The sequence below is a fragment of the Agrobacterium larrymoorei genome, from assembly GCF_037722385.1.
Lineage (GTDB): Bacteria > Pseudomonadota > Alphaproteobacteria > Rhizobiales > Rhizobiaceae > Agrobacterium > Agrobacterium larrymoorei_C.
The window spans coordinates 494,902-509,972 of the sequence record NZ_JBBKAQ010000003.1; the positions used below are offsets into that span (position 1 = coordinate 494,902).

The following is a 15,071-nucleotide window of genomic DNA, read 5'->3' on the forward strand; positions in this document are numbered from 1 at the left end:
TCCTCACCCAGGAATTTTTCGCGGCCGATGCGCCTGCATGCACAGCAACACGCTGAGAACGACGGAGACGATCGCGATACTCTCGATTATCGTCGGACCACGGCCTTCCCAAAGGAAGCCGTAGAGCAGGGCGAAGAGTGTTTCGAAGAGGATCATCTGCCCCACCATGGTCAGTGGAAGGAGCCGGCTCATACGGTTCCACAGCGCGTTGCCGAATATGGATGCCGAGATGCCGAGACCGACGGCGACCATCGTAAACTGCATCCAATCAGACGAGGGGTGGGCGACGTCGCCAAAAACGAAAGCAGGGACAGCAAGAACAAGCGCGATGCCGCCGGTGACAACGCCGGTCATCAGATTCCATTCATCCGCGCTGACGGCATGCAGTCGCACGAGCCAACGGGCATTGCCCACAGCAAACGCTGTCCAGGAGGCGAGCGCGCCGATTGCTGCTGCCAACCCAATCAGCTTTCGCGCATCCAGGGGTGTGCCGTCGTGCATCAGCGATTGCCAAGAGATGCCGATGATTCCGACAGCGCCGAAGAAGAGAGACGGCCAGAGCCGCTTCAGCGACACGGCGCCATGGTCCATGCTGCCAATGATGGTGACGGCGACCGGGAGAAAGCCGATGATGATGGAGGTGAAGGCGACACCGCTCAGTTGAACGGCAGTCGAGATGAACACGTAATAGAGCAGGTTGCCGACGAGGCTGAGCCAAAGAAGGGCGGTCCATTCTGCCCGACCGAACTGTGCCGACACACGCTTGATCTTTGGCGCAATCAGCACAAGCGCGATGATGCCATAGGTCAGGTAGCGGGCTGTGGAAAGCTGCAACGGGGTGAAGCCCGCCGGGATGAGCTTCGGTGCGAGGAAAATCCCACCCCATAGCGCACCCGCCAGCATTCCGTAGAAAAGTCCCAAACCCGTCTTGTTCATCTCATGCCCTCGCAATCATGGCGGGCTGTTTGCCATGCGCGGGAGGACCTGTCTTGACATAAACTCCTGGTATTCAGGAAATCGCACAGCGCCGATAGGCGGAGGGCGTGGTGCCGAGCGACTTCTTCATAGCCCGCGTCAAAGCGGTCTGATCGGAGAATCCTGCTCGTGCGGCGATCTCGGCAATCGGCAAGGACGAACCGGCGAGGAGCGCGCAGATTTTCCTCATCCGCACGTCTGCTACCAGAGCATGCGGCGTGGAATCGAAGTAATCCAGAAACAGGGCATGTAACCGGCTCGCGCTGATCTCCGCCTCGGATGCCATGCGCTCGACTGTCCAGGCTTTGAAAGGATCGATCTCGATCAGTGCTTTGAGCGTCAGCAATCGAGATGCCGTATCCGCTCTGTTATCGGTGAAGCTGCCCACGAGCAACTCGGCCCATAGTCTCGTCGACGATGAATCGCATTCCCCATCATGGATGGATCGCCGCATGTGACGAGCGACGGATGCAGAGCGCTTGGTCAGATCGATGAACGGTTGATTACAAAACGTCTCCAACGTCGCGTCGGGAATGTGACGCTCGTCTAGATCGACGATCAGTGAGTGGTTGTTGTCTGACGTGACGATGCTGTGCTTGGTGTTGCCGTTGATCAGAACGGCCTTTGAGGTCGAGAGCCGCTGCTGCAGCCCTCCTACGTCGATATCCATACTGCCTTGAAGCGGCACGACGATCTGGACGAAAGCGTGCCGTTCCTCCGGCCATTCCTTAGAATAGGAGCGAAGATCGACAGATGCGGCTTGCATGGCGTTCTCCTTCCTTCAAACGCAAAAAGTGGCCTCGCGGCCACTCTCTAACATGAAGTGCGGAGAACGGGAACAGAAGCTCAGACCTCAGCTTCCTGCTTGACCGTCGATTCGCCCCGCTTGCGCTTGCGCAGAACCGGCTTATTCTCACGCGCTTCACACTTCGCCACGTCGATAAGGTATGCCAGTACCGGCATGCTGTTCATCGAAGCGAGTTGCTTGGCGGACTCGAGAAGGTTGATGATGTTGGAAAAGTCGTCCATCGTGGCTCTCGGCTGGACCATGGGTCCGGTTCATGGTTGAAAAACGCGCCAGACACGAAACCGCGCCAAAACGACCGTCTTGGCTCGGTTGCATCTCATGGCTGCAAACAATGTTCTAATTTAATAGCAATCCGCCCAGTAGGGTTGCAATAGCGATTTTCTAAGAACAGCTATGCAGGGGTGATGAGGATGATCATCGTCAAGGACGTCAAAGAGGCCGCACAAATCATCAAAGGCTCTCGTCGTCTCCTCGTCATGGGGTGCTCCGGCAACGGCAAAAGCACGCTGAGCAAAGGTCTGTCCGAGCGGCTCGCAATGCCGCACATATCCTGTGACCGCGACATTTTCTGGCTGCCCGGCTGGAAGCTGCGACCACGGCCCGAGATTGTCGAGCGCATGACCGCCTTTGCAGCTGAGGATCGCTGGATCATCGACGGCAATAGTCCAGGAACGCTTCCGCTACGCCTGCCTCGAACAGATGCCGTCATCTGGCTGCGCTTTCCCCGCTGGGTTTCTTTGACAAGCGTCTTGCAGCGCTGGCTTCTATACCGCGGCCAAGTGCGACCGGAAATGGCCGAGGGCTGCCCGGAAAAGATCGATGTGAAATTTCTCTCCTACATCTGGAATTTCGAAAAGGCCGAGTCACCTGAGATTACGCAACATCTCGAGGCGGCGCGGACGGAGTTGCCCGTTATCATTCTCAAAAGCTACCGCGAGACCAATCGAATGCTGAGCGATCTCGACCTGGCGATTGGCAGAGATCCATTGCGATAGAGCGAGAAAAGGTATGCCTAGGTACATCGGAAACATCGAAGACGCCGTGCGCTCTTTGAGAAATGCGTCTCGCGTGATGGTCGTAGGGTCATCAGGTGGGGGAAAGACGACGCTTTCGCGGCAAGTCGCGCAGCACATTCAGGCCGAATACTTCTCGATCGACCGAGATGTGCGTTGGCTGCCCAACTGGACCCAACGCGATCGCGCCGAGCAGCACAGCATCATCATGGACATCATCGCTCGTGATCGCTGGGTACTCGATGGAAGTAATCCCTCCACCTTCGACGTTCGCTTACCCAGGACAGATATAGTGCTCTGGATGCGCTTACCTCGCTGGACATGTCTGGCGGGGATTGGGCGACGTGTCATGCAAAATTATGGGAGAGTCCGCCCGGACATGGCGGAAGGCTGCCCGGAACCTTTACCTGATCGTGATTTCCTGACCTACATCTGGATGTTTGAGAAACGTCACGCCCCTCTCTTTGAGCGCAATTTCGATCTTTACGGTCCTGACGTTCCCATATTTCAGGTGAAATCGCGCCGCGAAACGAACCGCCTCCTTGATCTTATCAAGAGCGCACCTTAATTCCGGCTCATGCCGCAATTTGAAACCCGCCGTCTTGTCAACCATTCTCCCGACCGGATGTACGATCTCGTCGCCGATGTGGAGAAATATCCGGAATTTTTGCCCCTCTGTGATGGGCTGACCGTACGCTCCAAGAAAGAGCGTGACGGCAAGACGCTGTTGGTGGCGGATATGACGGTTGGCTACAAGGCCATTCGCGAGACGTTCACAACACAGGTTTTACTGAAGCCGGAAGAGCGCGCCATCGACGTCAAATATCTCGACGGTCCATTCCGCTATCTCGACAATCGCTGGCGCTTTGAGCCCACTGATGACGGCGGGTGCTCGGTCTATTTCTTCATCGACTACGAATTCAAGAACCGTCTTCTCGGGGCGTTGATGGGCTCGATGTTCGATCGTGCTTTCCGCATGTTCGCGGAAGCCTTCGAGGCGCGCGCCGACCGCATCTACGCCGAGTGAGATAGCTCCGTAATCATTTCCAGTGCTGTCCTGACGGTGGCCAAGCGGACCTCATCGCGCCCAGTATCGCCGTAGCGCATTTCCCTGTGGATGAGCCTGCCATCGCGGCTTTTAGCCGCCAAATGCACGAGACCGACCGGCTTTTCAAGAGAGCCGCCACCGGGGCCAGCGATACCCGTGACGGCGACCGAAACAGATGCACGAGAGCGATACAGGGCACCGTGCGCCATCTGCAGCGCCGTTTCCTTGGAGACCGCTCCATAGGCTTTAAGCGTAGCGTCTGCGACGCCCAGCATGTCCATCTTCGCTTCGTTCGTATAGGTCACGAAGCCGCGGTCGACCACAGCGGAAGAGCCTGAAATCTCCGTCAGCGCACCTGCGATCAATCCGCCAGTGCAACTCTCCGCCGTCGACACCATATGGCCTGCATGTGAAAAGCTCGCGATGATCTGGCGAGCCTGTTCTTCGATATCGTTCGGAAAGATGCTCATACCGGCCTCTGCTGGTAAACCACCGTTGCTGTCGCAATCGCTGCGATACCTTCACGGCGTCCGACAAAGCCGATCATCTCGTTGGTGGTTGCCTTGACCGAGCATCGGTCCAGCGAGATGCCGAGAATATCGGCGAGGTTCTCGCGCATGGCCTGGCGATGCGGGCCGATGCGCGGGGCCTCTGCAATCAGCGAGACATCCGCGTTCATGATCGTGCCGCCATTGCCGCGCACGACATTGGCCGCGTGTTCAAGGAAAATCCGCGAGGCGGCACCCTTCCATTGAGGATCCGACGGCGGGAAATGATCGCCAATATCGCCGGCACCGCAGGTGGCGAGAAGTGCGTCGGTCAGCGCATGAAGCGCCACATCCGCATCCGAATGACCCTTGAGCTTTTGATCATGGGCGATGAGAATCCCGCAAAGCGTCACGCCATCGCCGTCTTCCAGCTGATGGACATCATACCCGTTGCCGGTTCGCACATCCGGAAGTGCTGCAGAGAGCTTTTCGTCAGCCATGGCTATATCTCGCTTCAATGTGAGTTTCACGTTGTCGACGGCGCCGTCGACTAGGGTAACCGGAATGCCGGACCATTCCGCAATCGACGCATCGTCTGTAAAGTCGTCGCGACCCGAGGAGGCAGCATCACGGTGCGCAGCGGAGATCGCGCTGTAGCGAAATGCCTGCGGCGTCTGCGCAGCGAACAGCCCGTTGCGCGATACGGTTTCCTTTACGAGCGATGCTTCGCCGCGCTTTAACGTGTCGGTGACCGCAAGGGCAGGGAGGACGGCTTCGGCTCCACTTTCAAGACATGCCGCTACCCGCTCCAAAAGAGCATTATCGATGAACGGCCGTACGGCATCATGGATCATCACGTGCGTGATACCCTCAGCTTCAAGCGCTTGGAGACCCGCTAGAACCGATTGCTGGCGCGTCGCTCCGCCGATAATAGCGAGCATCCGATCGGGATCAGCAAGCCGTGCTGCGATCGGCTCGTAAAGCGCAACGTCGTCGCGGTGAATGACGACGGCAATCTTGGCGGCGTCCGGCCAGGCCAGGAAAGTCCTCAGCGTGCGCTCAATCACCGGTCTGCCACCGATCAGCCGATATTGTTTCGGACCTTCTTCCGGCGACCCGGCACGCTCGCCACGGCCCGCTGCAACAATGACGACACCGATTTTCATCTTGGAGTTCCGCATTCCACCCATGCCGTTTCTGCAGCCATGCCCGATTGACACCGGTGATCTAACGTTTCAAAAGCCGAATGACCAGCCGTGATCGGCATCTCCTAGAGGCTGATATCCACCTATCGCTTCGTCATTACGCATCCCTTGTCATTCCGCTGGCCTATATTCATCAAAAAACACGCAAAAAAACAGCGCGGGTGCTTGGCAAGTGCGAAATCGCTGTCTAAAAATAATGCAAAATTTCTAGCTGCATGAAAGATCGCCAATTGCATCTCCCGGCGCTGTCAGACTCATTTCAGATTGGTGGCGTGGCTGTCCGTAACCGCGCAGTTCTCGCGCCCATGTCTGGGGTCACTGATCTTCCTTTTCGTCAGTTGGCCTGGCGCTTCGGTGCAGGCCTTGTGGTGACCGAAATGGTCGCAAGCCGCGAACTCGTCGCAAACAAGGGCGAATCCTGGGCTCGTCTCAAGAATGCGGGCATGACCCCACATATGGTTCAGCTTGCCGGACGCGAAGCTCATTGGATGGCCGAAGCGGCAAAAATCGCGGCCGATAATGGCGCCGATATCATCGATATCAATATGGGCTGCCCCGCCAAAAAGGTGACCGGCGGCTATTCCGGCTCGGCATTGATGCGCGATCCTGATCATGCGCTGACGCTGATTGAGGCAACCGTAAAGGCGGTCGATGTTCCAGTAACGGTAAAGATGCGGTTGGGGTGGGACGAAAACTCCCTGAATGCTCCGGTAATCGCTGCTCGGGCCGAAGCTGGAGGTGTGAAGCTCATCACCATACATGGCCGCACCCGCATGCAGTTTTACGAAGGCAAGGCAGATTGGAGTGCGATCCGTGCCATCCGTGACGCGATTTCCCTGCCACTGATCGCAAACGGCGACGTGGAAACGCAAAGCGATGTGGCCGAAATACTGCGCCTGTCGGGCGCCGACGCGGTAATGGTGGGGCGCGGCGCGCAGGGCCAGCCCTGGTTACCCGCCGTTCTTGCAGGCCATGATGCACCTGCACGACAAGAAATCGCTGACCTCGCTGTTGAGCACTACGAGATGATGCTCGAGTTCTATGGGCTGGAAGCTGGTCTTCGCCACGCACGCAAACATCTTGGGTGGTATCTCGATCGCTTCGCGCCTTCAATCACGGCGCAGGACAAGGTGCAGATTATGACATCGAAGAACACGCGTGAGGTCATCGCCGTGCTGCGCGGCGCGCTGGAACGTGGCGCAGAAGCCGATGCTACGAGGAAAGCCGCATGAGCGCTGGAAACTCCTCTGCGCCGGGCGGCAACGCCTTGGCAATGGCCGTTTTGAATGCCGTCCAGAACCCGGTCATTCTTGTCGATGCCGAAGGTTTTGTTGCCTTCGCCAATTGGGAGGCGGAAGCCTTCTTCGGCGCAAGCGCCGCCCATATGGCGCGCTATCGGATTTCAACTTTCATCCCCTTCGGCAGCCCGCTTTTGGCGTTGATTGATCAGGTCCGCGAACGTCGCGCTCCTGTCAACGAATACCGTGTGGATCTATCGTCACCGCGACTTGGCCAGGACAAGCTTGTCGATCTTTACGTTGCTCCCGTCGTCAGCGAGCCAGGCTCGGTTGTCGTGGTGTTCCAGGAACGGTCGATGGCGGACAAGATTGACCGTCAGCTGACCCACCGTGCTGCTGCGCGTTCGGTGACCGGTTTGGCGTCGATGCTGGCACACGAAATTAAGAATCCCCTTTCCGGCATCAGAGGGGCTGCACAGCTCCTCGAATCCTCGGTTCCGGATGAGGACAGAGCTCTGACCCGGCTGATCTGCGACGAGACCGATCGCATCGTGTCGCTGGTCGACCGCATGGAGATTTTCTCCGACGAGCGTCCCGTGGACCGCGTGCCGGTCAATATCCACTCGGTGCTCGATCATGTCAAAGCGGTGGCCAAGGCCGGTTTTGCCCGCAACGTCAAAATCACCGAAAACTACGATCCGTCCCTGCCGCCCGTCTATGCGAACCGCGATCAACTCGTGCAGGTCTTTCTTAATCTGGTGAAGAACGCCGCCGAAGCTGTCGCCAACCAGCAGGACGGCGAGATCATTCTAACCACCGCCTATCGCCCTGGCATCCGCTTGTCAGTCGCCGGCAGCCGGGAGCGCATTTCTCTGCCGCTCGAATTCTGCGTCCATGACAATGGGCCGGGTGTCCCATCCGATCTTCTGCCGCATCTCTTCGATCCCTTTATCACCACCAAGACCAATGGTTCTGGCCTGGGGCTGGCACTGGTGGCTAAACTGATCGGCGCGCATGGCGGCATTGTTGAATGCGACAGCCAGAATCATCGCACGACATTTCGCGTCCTGATGCCGGTTTCGCCTGAAGTTGCGCCGGACGACAGCATTATACCGAACACGACAGGGTCCAATCCATGACAGCAATGATTCTCGTGGCCGATGATGATGCGGCTATCCGCACCGTTCTGAACCAGGCGCTGAGCCGCGCCGGTTACGATGTGCGCATCACGTCCAATGCCGCAACGCTTTGGCGCTGGGTCTCGGCGGGTGAGGGCGACCTTGTCATTACCGATGTGGTGATGCCTGATGAGAACGCGTTCGATCTTCTGCCGCGCATCAAGAAAGCACGACCGGAACTTCCCGTCCTCGTCATGAGCGCGCAGAACACCTTCATGACAGCCATCAAGGCATCGGAGAAGGGCGCCTACGATTATCTGCCCAAGCCCTTCGACCTGACGGAATTGATCGCCATCATCGGTCGCGCTCTCTCAGAGCCGAAGCGTAAGCCTGCCAAGCTTGATGATGACATGCAGGATGGCATGCCGCTCGTCGGCCGCTCCGCTGCCATGCAGGAAATCTACCGCGTACTCGCGCGCCTGATGCAGACGGACTTGACGCTGATGATTACCGGCGAGTCGGGTACCGGAAAAGAATTGGTAGCCCGGGCGCTGCATGATTACGGCAAGCGCCGCAACGGTCCATTCGTTGCCATCAACATGGCGGCTATTCCCCGTGACCTGATCGAATCCGAACTTTTTGGTCACGAGAAGGGCGCCTTCACCGGCGCGCAGAACCGCTCGACCGGTCGTTTCGAGCAGGCTGAGGGCGGCACGCTGTTTCTCGATGAAATCGGTGACATGCCGATGGATGCACAGACCCGATTGCTGCGTGTCTTGCAGCAGGGCGAGTACACGACCGTTGGTGGACGTACGCCGATCCGCACCGATGTGCGTATTGTGGCCGCGACGAACAAGGATCTGAAGCAGTCGATCAACCAGGGTCTTTTCCGCGAAGACCTCTATTACCGTCTGAACGTCGTTCCGCTGCGCTTGCCGCCGCTTCGCGACCGCGCCGAGGATATTCCCGATCTTGTCCGTCACTTTATCCAGACCGGCGAGAAGGAAGGTCTTGAAGGCAAGCGCTTTGAAGGTGAGGCGCTGGAGCTGATGAAGGCTTACGCGTGGCCTGGCAACGTCCGCGAACTTGAAAACTTGATCCGCCGCCTGATGGCGCTTTATCCGCAGGAAGTCATCACCCGCGAGATTATCGAGCAGGAGCTTCAGTCTGACGTTCCGGATAGCCCGATCGACCGGACGACCGTTCGCAGCGGCAACCTGACGATCTCGCAAGCTGTCGAAGAGAACATGCGCGAGTATTTCTCGAGCTTCGGTGAGAACCTCCCACCACCCGGTCTCTACGACCGCGTGCTGCACGAGATGGAGTATCCGCTGATCCTCGCAGCATTGACCGCGACGCGTGGAAACCAGATCAAGGCGGCAGATCTACTTGGTCTCAATCGCAATACACTTCGGAAAAAGATCCGGGAACTCGGCGTTTCCGTGTATCGCAGCTCGCGCACCACCTGAGCATATTGACAATACGACGATCGTCGTTGCATTTTCGCCACAAACTGTTGCTTGAAAAACACTGTGACATCATAGATTCGCGCGATCCGCGGAAATGATGTTGGGCTGTGGCGTTGCTGCCGATCTTGGCGGCTTGGGATTGATGATCAATGCGTAAACCTGTCGCCGAAGGAAGAGCCGACGAGCAAGCGGCTGGCATGGTGATTGCCGATCGCCGGATGTCGTTTGCGCTTCCGGGTCTCGTTCTCGCCGGCGTGGCGCTAATCTGCGCGATCGTGACATTGATCGTGTTGCTTGGGCTGACACCGATCGCACCGACTTCCAATGTCGTCATCGCCTCGGTCATCATCAACTCCATCTTCGTCATCGGCCTGATGTATCTTATCGGCCGGGAGATCAGCCGGCTGTTGAAGGCTCGCCGCAAGGGCAGGGCTGCGGCTCGTCTGCACGTACGCATCGTCGTGCTGTTCTCGATCGTCGCGATCACGCCGGCCGTCCTCGTGGCAATTTTCGCCAGTCTGACGCTAAATGTCGGGCTAGACCGCTGGTTCGCATTGCGCACGCAGGCAATCGTTGATTCCTCCAGCAATATCGCTCAGGCCTACATGCTGGAGAATGCCGGTTATCTTCAGGGCCAGACGCTCTCCATGGCAACCGATCTCGACCGCAACCGCGCGCTCTTCTATCTCGACCGCACAGGCTTCGTCGATTTGATGACGCGCCAGGCCAAAGGCCGCGGCATGCTCGGTGCATTTCTCGTGCAGGCGGATGGAGATGCGGTGGTGCAGGCCGATATCTCCACAGAACGGCCATTGCCGGCGATCCCGGCCGACGCGCTTCAAAAGGCCGCGGCTGGCCAGCCAACGCTTATTCCGCCGGGCGTGACCAATCTCGTGGGCGCCATAATCAAGCTTGAAGGCATTGGCGGAACGTTTCTCTACACCGTTCGCGCCGTCGACCCGAAGGTCATGTCGGCCATGCGCCTGATGGAGGAAAACCGCGCCGAATATAAAGCGATGGAATCCGGCCGCGCGCCGTTGCAGATCGCCTTCGCCATTCTCTATCTCGGCTTTGCGCTGATCGTCCTTCTTGCCGCCATCTGGACCGCAATCGCAGTCGCCGACCGCATCGTCCGTCCGATCCGACTGCTCATCAGTGCCGCCGACAGCGTGGCAACCGGCAACCTGCATGTCCTGGTTCCGGTGCGCGCCATCGACGGCGACGTCGGCCGCTTGTCTCGAACCTTCAACAAGATGATCTCGGAGATCCGCAGCCAGCAGGAAGAGATCATCGAGGCGAAAGATGACATCGACGATCGCCGTCGCTTTATCGAAGCGGTTCTTTCCGGCGTCACGGCAGCCGTGATTGGCGTCGATGAGAACCGGGTGATTACCATCGTCAATCCATCGGCCGAAGAGTTTCTCGCTCTTCCCTCATCCGAACTGGTCGGTGCACCGCTCTCCGTTGCGGCGCCGGAAATCGAACATGTTCTGGCGGAAGCATCGGCCTCCGGTCGTGCAGATTTCCGTCAACAGATCAACATCATGCGCCGCGGCAAGGAACGGACCTTGAGCGTTCAGGTCACGCGCGAGGACGCCCGCGACGGCCGCGAGTCCCATGTCATTACTCTGGACGATATTACCGATCTCGTCATTGCCCAGCGCTCTACCGCTTGGTCGGATGTCGCCCGACGCATCGCCCACGAGATCAAGAACCCGCTGACGCCGATTCAGCTGTCGGCCGAGCGCATCAAGCGCCGCTTTGGCAAACAAATCGATGACAGCGACCGCGCTGTGTTCGATCAATGTACCGACACGATCGTTCGTCAGGTCGGCGATATCGGCCGTATGGTGGATGAGTTCTCCGCCTTTGCCCGCATGCCGAAGCCAACCAAGGAGCGCTCGGACCTGCGCGCCGTGCTGAAGGATGCGACGTTCCTCAGAGAGATGGGCGCGAGCCATGTGAGCTTCGAGACGGAACTGGGCGAGACACCGCTGGAGGGCATGTTCGATTCCCGCATGCTTGGCCAGGCCTTTGGCAACCTCATCAAGAATGCCACCGAGGCAATAGAGTCTGTCGATCCTGCCGAAAAGCGCAACGGCCGCATCCTGGTGCGCGCCGATTTCGACGACGCAAACAACCGGTTCGTGGTGGACGTCATCGACAATGGCAGAGGTCTGCCTGTCGAAAACCGTCACCGTATCCTCGAGCCCTACATGACGATGCGCGACAAGGGCACCGGGCTCGGTCTCGCCATCGTCAAGAAGATCATTGAAGAACACGGCGGTCATCTCGAGTTGCACGATGCGCCCGCCGATTTCGATCATGGCCACGGTGCCATGATCAGAGTGCTGCTCCCGCGCGTTGAAGCGATTGGCAGCGAAACTGATAAGGAAGTTGCATATGGCATCTGATATTCTGGTCGTCGACGACGAGGCCGACATCCGTGAGATCGTTGCGGGCATTCTGTCTGATGAGGGTCACGAAACCCGCATGGCGCATGACAGCGATAGCGCTTTGGCTGCCATTTCGGAGCGCGTTCCGCGCCTGATCTTCCTCGATATCTGGATGCAGGGTAGCAAGCTGGACGGTCTGGCGCTTCTCGATGAAATCAAGAACCGTCACCCAGACCTGCCGGTCGTGATGATTTCGGGTCACGGCAATATCGAGACCGCGGTCAACGCCATCAAGCGCGGTGCTTTTGACTTTATCGAAAAGCCTTTCAAGGCCGACCGCCTGATCCTGATTGCCGAGCGTGCGCTGGAAAACTCCAAGCTGAAGCGCGAGGTTCAGGAACTGAAGAAGCGCACCGGAGACGCCGTCGAACTGATCGGCGCGTCCTTGGCCGTTTCGCAGTTGCGTCAGACGATCGATCGCGTCTCACCCACCAATAGCCGCATCATGATCCTTGGCCCGTCCGGCTCCGGCAAGGAGCTCGTGGCGCGCATGATCCACAAGAAGTCGTCACGTGCGACGGGACCATTCGTGGCGCTGAACGCAGCCACGATTACGCCTGAACGCATGGAAATCGCGCTTTTTGGCACCGAAGGCTTGCCGGGGCAGCCGCGCAAGGTCGGCGCGCTGGAAGAGGCGCATCGCGGCGTTCTTTATCTCGATGAAGTCGGCGAGATGCCACGCGAGACGCAGAACAAGATTCTGCGCGTGCTGGTCGATCAGCAGTTCGAACGTGTCGGCGGCGGCAAGCGGGTCAAGGTCGATGTCCGCATCATTTCGTCAACGGCACTCAATCTCGAGAACCTGATTTCAGAGGGGCTGTTCCGCGAGGATCTCTATCATCGCCTCGCCGTCGTGCCGGTCAAGGTTCCGGCCCTGTCGGAACGTCGCGAAGATATACCGTTCCTGGTAGATATGTTCATCCGCCAGATCTCGGAACAGGCTGGCATTCGTCCGCGTAAAATCGGTGACGACGCCATGGCCGTTCTCCAGACACATGACTGGCCGGGAAATATCCGCCAGCTTCGCAACAATATCGAACGCCTGATGATCCTTGCGCGTCCAGAAGGCGGCGATACGGCAATCACTGCCGACATGCTGCCCTCTGATATTGGCGATATGCTTCCAAAGATCGCCGCACAGGGTGATCAGCACATCATGACGCTTCCGCTTCGTGAGGCGCGCGAAATGTTCGAACGCGATTATCTTGTAGCCCAGATCAATCGCTTCGGCGGCAACATCTCCCGTACGGCTGAATTTGTCGGCATGGAACGCTCTGCCCTGCACCGCAAACTCAAGTCTCTTGGCGTTTGATAGACATGCGCTCGACAGGGTTTGGAAATCGGCTCGGAGAGGGCGCATGAAGGTCATCATTTGCGGCGCGGGGCAGGTGGGTTACGGCATCGCCGAACAACTGTCGCGTGAAGACAATGAGGTTTCGGTGATCGATACCTCTGCCGCCCTTATTTCCGCGATCACAGAAACGCTCGACGTGCGCGGCTATGTTGGGCATGGTTCTCACCCGGATGTGCTGGCAAAAGCGGGTGCAGATCAGGCGGATATGATCATCGCCGTCACGCTCTATGACGAGATCAATATTGTCGCCTGCGAAGTCGCGCATGCGCTGTTCAGCGTGCCGACCAAGATCGCCCGCATCCGCGACCAAAGCTATCTGGCACCAGAATACGGCGATCTGTTCAGCCGTGAGAACATGTCCATCGACGTGACGATCTCGCCAGAGATTGAAGTTGGCAAGATGGTGCTGCGCCGCATCGCTTTTCCAGGTGCCACCGATGTGGTCCGATTTGCCGATGACAATGTGTCGATGTTGGCGATCGAATGCATGGAGGACTGCCCGGTCGTCAACACGCCGCTGCAGCAGTTGAGCCAGCTCTTTCCGGATCTGGTGGCGACTGTCGTGGGCGTATTCCGAAACGGTCATCTAAAGTCGGTCGACTCGTCCGAGCAATTGCGCACGGGGGATCTCGCCTACGTCATCTGCCAACGCCAGCATGCGCGACGCACGCTCGGCCTTTTCGGCCATGTGGAGAAAGAGGCGAGCCGGATCGTGATCGCCGGCGGTGGCAATATTGGTCAATACGTTGCACGTTCCATCGAGGAACTGCAGCCGAAGACGCGCGTCAAGATCATCGAGTTCGATCGCGACAAGGCGATTGCGGCATCGGAAAACCTGAATTCCACAATTGTTCTAAACGGCTCGGTGCTGGACCAGAAGATCCTTCACCAGGCGGATATTCAGGACGCCGATTTAATGGTCACGCTCACGAATAACGACCAGACCAATATTCTCGGCGCAGTCATGGCAAGGCAGATGGGCTGCAAATCGAACCTTGCACTGCTGAACGCCACGTCCTTCCACGACGCAGCGAAGTCGTTGGCGCTGGACGCCTATATCAATCCGCGGGCGGTGACGATTTCACGCGTGCTACAGCACGTCCGTAAGGGGCGTATCCGGTCCGTCTATGCGGTGCAGCGCGGCAATGGCGAAATCATCGAGGCCGAGGCGCTGGAGACATCGCCGCTCGTCGGCCAGGCGCTTCGCGAGATCGATCTTCCCGAAGGCATCCGCATCGGTGCGGTCTATCGCGACAAGATGGTTTTACGCCCGGACGGCAACATGAAGATCAAGGCGAAAGACCGTGTCATTCTCTTTGCATCGGCAGATTCCGTGCGCGATGTGGAGCAGCTCTTCAGGGTCTCGCTGCAATATTTCTAATCTATCGAGAAATGCACGACCCTTGGATAGCCGCCGAAAAATGGAGTGAGTTTTTCGACATTGCGGAACAGAGCGTGATTTGATACCAGAGTTTCACCCAATGGCAGGGGGCACGGCCAGCGGGATTGCATTATTGATTGTTTGATTTCCCGGTCTCCCATCCGGGCAAAAAAGAAAGAAGCGGCGCCATGGCGGAACGTTCTCAAAACCTGCAAGACCTTTTCCTCAACACTGTGCGTAAGCAGAAGATTTCGTTGACGATTTTCCTCATCAACGGCGTCAAGCTCACCGGTGTTGTCACGTCATTTGACAATTTCTGCGTGCTTCTGCGCCGCGATGGTCATTCGCAGCTCGTCTATAAGCATGCGATCTCCACCATCATGCCCGGCCAGCCTATGCAGATGTTTGAGACCGAAGAAGGCGCGGCCTGATTCACCGTCTCTGAGACGTACCCGATCTCTCGTCCTGCAGCGATGGACAACGGAACTCTCGGTTGAGCTCCGTTGTTTTTCTCGTGT

Annotated in this window: 15 protein-coding genes; 10 read left to right on the forward strand and 5 right to left on the reverse strand. The window is 58.0% G+C overall.

Annotation, left to right across the window (positions count from 1 at the left end):
• Positions 1-3: 3 nt before the first annotated feature.
• The 3 genes from WKI41_RS07750 to WKI41_RS07760 form a co-directional block, all read right to left on the reverse strand.
• A complete protein-coding gene (locus tag WKI41_RS07750) occupies positions 4-936 on the reverse strand; it encodes a DMT family transporter (RefSeq protein WP_340192907.1) in 933 nt (310 codons plus the stop codon).
• 73 nt (positions 937-1,009) lie between these two features.
• Positions 1,010-1,741 (reverse strand): AraC family transcriptional regulator, encoded by a 732-nt coding sequence (locus WKI41_RS07755; protein WP_340192908.1) that lies wholly within the window; start codon positions 1,739-1,741, stop codon positions 1,010-1,012.
• Positions 1,742-1,821: 80 nt separating this feature from the next.
• On the reverse strand, positions 1,822-2,004 hold the full coding sequence (locus WKI41_RS07760; RefSeq protein ID WP_340192984.1) for a hypothetical protein: 183 nt from the start codon (positions 2,002-2,004) through the stop codon (positions 1,822-1,824).
• 189 nt (positions 2,005-2,193) lie between these two features.
• On the opposite strand from WKI41_RS07760, the gene WKI41_RS07765 reads away from it, so the two are divergent.
• Genes WKI41_RS07765 through WKI41_RS07775 form a run of 3 tightly spaced genes read left to right on the forward strand, consistent with a single transcriptional unit; the run spans position 2,194 to position 3,823 of the window.
• Positions 2,194-2,778: an AAA family ATPase gene (locus tag WKI41_RS07765; RefSeq protein WP_340192909.1), complete on the forward strand. Its 585-nt coding sequence runs from the start codon at positions 2,194-2,196 to the stop codon at positions 2,776-2,778.
• Between the two features lie 13 nt (positions 2,779-2,791).
• Positions 2,792-3,364, forward strand: a complete 573-nt coding sequence (locus WKI41_RS07770) for an AAA family ATPase (RefSeq protein ID WP_340192910.1) — start codon at positions 2,792-2,794, stop codon at positions 3,362-3,364.
• 9 nt (positions 3,365-3,373) lie between these two features.
• Positions 3,374-3,823 (forward strand): type II toxin-antitoxin system RatA family toxin, encoded by a 450-nt coding sequence (locus tag WKI41_RS07775; protein WP_340192911.1) that lies wholly within the window; start codon positions 3,374-3,376, stop codon positions 3,821-3,823.
• On the opposite strand, the gene WKI41_RS07780 is transcribed toward WKI41_RS07775, so the two are convergent.
• The gene (locus WKI41_RS07780; protein ID WP_340192912.1) at positions 3,811-4,314 is read right to left on the reverse strand and encodes a nicotinamide-nucleotide amidohydrolase family protein; all 504 of its coding nucleotides are present in this window, start codon (positions 4,312-4,314) and stop codon (positions 3,811-3,813) included. The two genes, WKI41_RS07775 and WKI41_RS07780, sit on opposite strands and share 13 nt — an antisense overlap.
• Positions 4,311-5,498 (reverse strand): bifunctional 2-C-methyl-D-erythritol 4-phosphate cytidylyltransferase/2-C-methyl-D-erythritol 2,4-cyclodiphosphate synthase, encoded by a 1,188-nt coding sequence (locus WKI41_RS07785; protein WP_340192913.1) that lies wholly within the window; start codon positions 5,496-5,498, stop codon positions 4,311-4,313. Before WKI41_RS07785 ends, WKI41_RS07780 begins: the two co-directional genes overlap by 4 nt.
• Positions 5,499-5,752: 254 nt before the next feature.
• Between WKI41_RS07785 and dusB the strand changes: the two genes are divergently transcribed.
• From dusB to hfq, 7 genes are all read left to right on the forward strand, one after another.
• Positions 5,753-6,769, forward strand: coding sequence for a tRNA dihydrouridine synthase DusB (gene dusB, locus WKI41_RS07790; RefSeq protein ID WP_340192914.1), 1,017 nt, complete (start codon positions 5,753-5,755; stop codon positions 6,767-6,769).
• Positions 6,766-7,914, forward strand: coding sequence for a two-component system sensor histidine kinase NtrB (locus WKI41_RS07795; RefSeq protein ID WP_340192915.1), 1,149 nt, complete (start codon positions 6,766-6,768; stop codon positions 7,912-7,914). The genes dusB and WKI41_RS07795 overlap by 4 nt, the downstream gene beginning before the upstream one ends.
• Entirely contained in the window at positions 7,911-9,362 is a 1,452-nt protein-coding gene (gene ntrC / locus WKI41_RS07800; RefSeq protein WP_340192916.1) for a nitrogen regulation protein NR(I), read from the forward strand. The genes WKI41_RS07795 and ntrC overlap by 4 nt, the downstream gene beginning before the upstream one ends.
• A gap of 149 nt (positions 9,363-9,511) precedes the next feature.
• The gene (locus WKI41_RS07805) at positions 9,512-11,776 is read left to right on the forward strand and encodes a sensor histidine kinase NtrY-like (RefSeq protein ID WP_340192917.1); all 2,265 of its coding nucleotides are present in this window, start codon (positions 9,512-9,514) and stop codon (positions 11,774-11,776) included.
• Positions 11,766-13,130 carry a sigma-54-dependent transcriptional regulator gene (locus tag WKI41_RS07810; RefSeq protein ID WP_340192918.1) on the forward strand — a complete coding sequence of 455 codons (1,365 nt, stop codon included), beginning with the start codon at positions 11,766-11,768 and terminating at the stop codon, positions 13,128-13,130. The genes WKI41_RS07805 and WKI41_RS07810 overlap by 11 nt, the downstream gene beginning before the upstream one ends.
• A 46-nt stretch (positions 13,131-13,176) precedes the next feature.
• Positions 13,177-14,553: a Trk system potassium transporter TrkA gene (gene trkA, locus WKI41_RS07815; protein WP_340192919.1), complete on the forward strand. Its 1,377-nt coding sequence runs from the start codon at positions 13,177-13,179 to the stop codon at positions 14,551-14,553.
• 188 nt (positions 14,554-14,741) lie between these two features.
• Complete coding sequence (hfq, locus tag WKI41_RS07820; RefSeq protein WP_027673217.1) at positions 14,742-14,984, forward strand: RNA chaperone Hfq; 243 nt, start codon at positions 14,742-14,744, stop codon at positions 14,982-14,984.
• Positions 14,985-15,071: the final 87 nt, after the last annotated feature.

Coding starts and splice junctions, on each gene's coding strand:
- WKI41_RS07750 (WP_340192907.1), bottom strand. CDS start 936: ATGAACAAGACGGGTTTGGGACTTTTCTACGGAATGCTGGCGGGTGCG.
- WKI41_RS07755 (WP_340192908.1), bottom strand. CDS start 1,741: ATGCAAGCCGCATCTGTCGATCTTCGCTCCTATTCTAAGGAATGGCCG.
- WKI41_RS07760 (WP_340192984.1), bottom strand. CDS start 2,004: ATGGACGACTTTTCCAACATCATCAACCTTCTCGAGTCCGCCAAGCAA.
- WKI41_RS07765 (WP_340192909.1), top strand. CDS start 2,194: ATGATCATCGTCAAGGACGTCAAAGAGGCCGCACAAATCATCAAAGGC.
- WKI41_RS07770 (WP_340192910.1), top strand. CDS start 2,792: ATGCCTAGGTACATCGGAAACATCGAAGACGCCGTGCGCTCTTTGAGA.
- WKI41_RS07775 (WP_340192911.1), top strand. CDS start 3,374: ATGCCGCAATTTGAAACCCGCCGTCTTGTCAACCATTCTCCCGACCGG.
- WKI41_RS07780 (WP_340192912.1), bottom strand. CDS start 4,314: ATGAGCATCTTTCCGAACGATATCGAAGAACAGGCTCGCCAGATCATC.
- WKI41_RS07785 (WP_340192913.1), bottom strand. CDS start 5,498: ATGAAAATCGGTGTCGTCATTGTTGCAGCGGGCCGTGGCGAGCGTGCC.
- dusB (WP_340192914.1), top strand. CDS start 5,753: ATGAAAGATCGCCAATTGCATCTCCCGGCGCTGTCAGACTCATTTCAG.
- WKI41_RS07795 (WP_340192915.1), top strand. CDS start 6,766: ATGAGCGCTGGAAACTCCTCTGCGCCGGGCGGCAACGCCTTGGCAATG.
- ntrC (WP_340192916.1), top strand. CDS start 7,911: ATGACAGCAATGATTCTCGTGGCCGATGATGATGCGGCTATCCGCACC.
- WKI41_RS07805 (WP_340192917.1), top strand. CDS start 9,512: ATGCGTAAACCTGTCGCCGAAGGAAGAGCCGACGAGCAAGCGGCTGGC.
- WKI41_RS07810 (WP_340192918.1), top strand. CDS start 11,766: ATGGCATCTGATATTCTGGTCGTCGACGACGAGGCCGACATCCGTGAG.
- trkA (WP_340192919.1), top strand. CDS start 13,177: ATGAAGGTCATCATTTGCGGCGCGGGGCAGGTGGGTTACGGCATCGCC.
- hfq (WP_027673217.1), top strand. CDS start 14,742: ATGGCGGAACGTTCTCAAAACCTGCAAGACCTTTTCCTCAACACTGTG.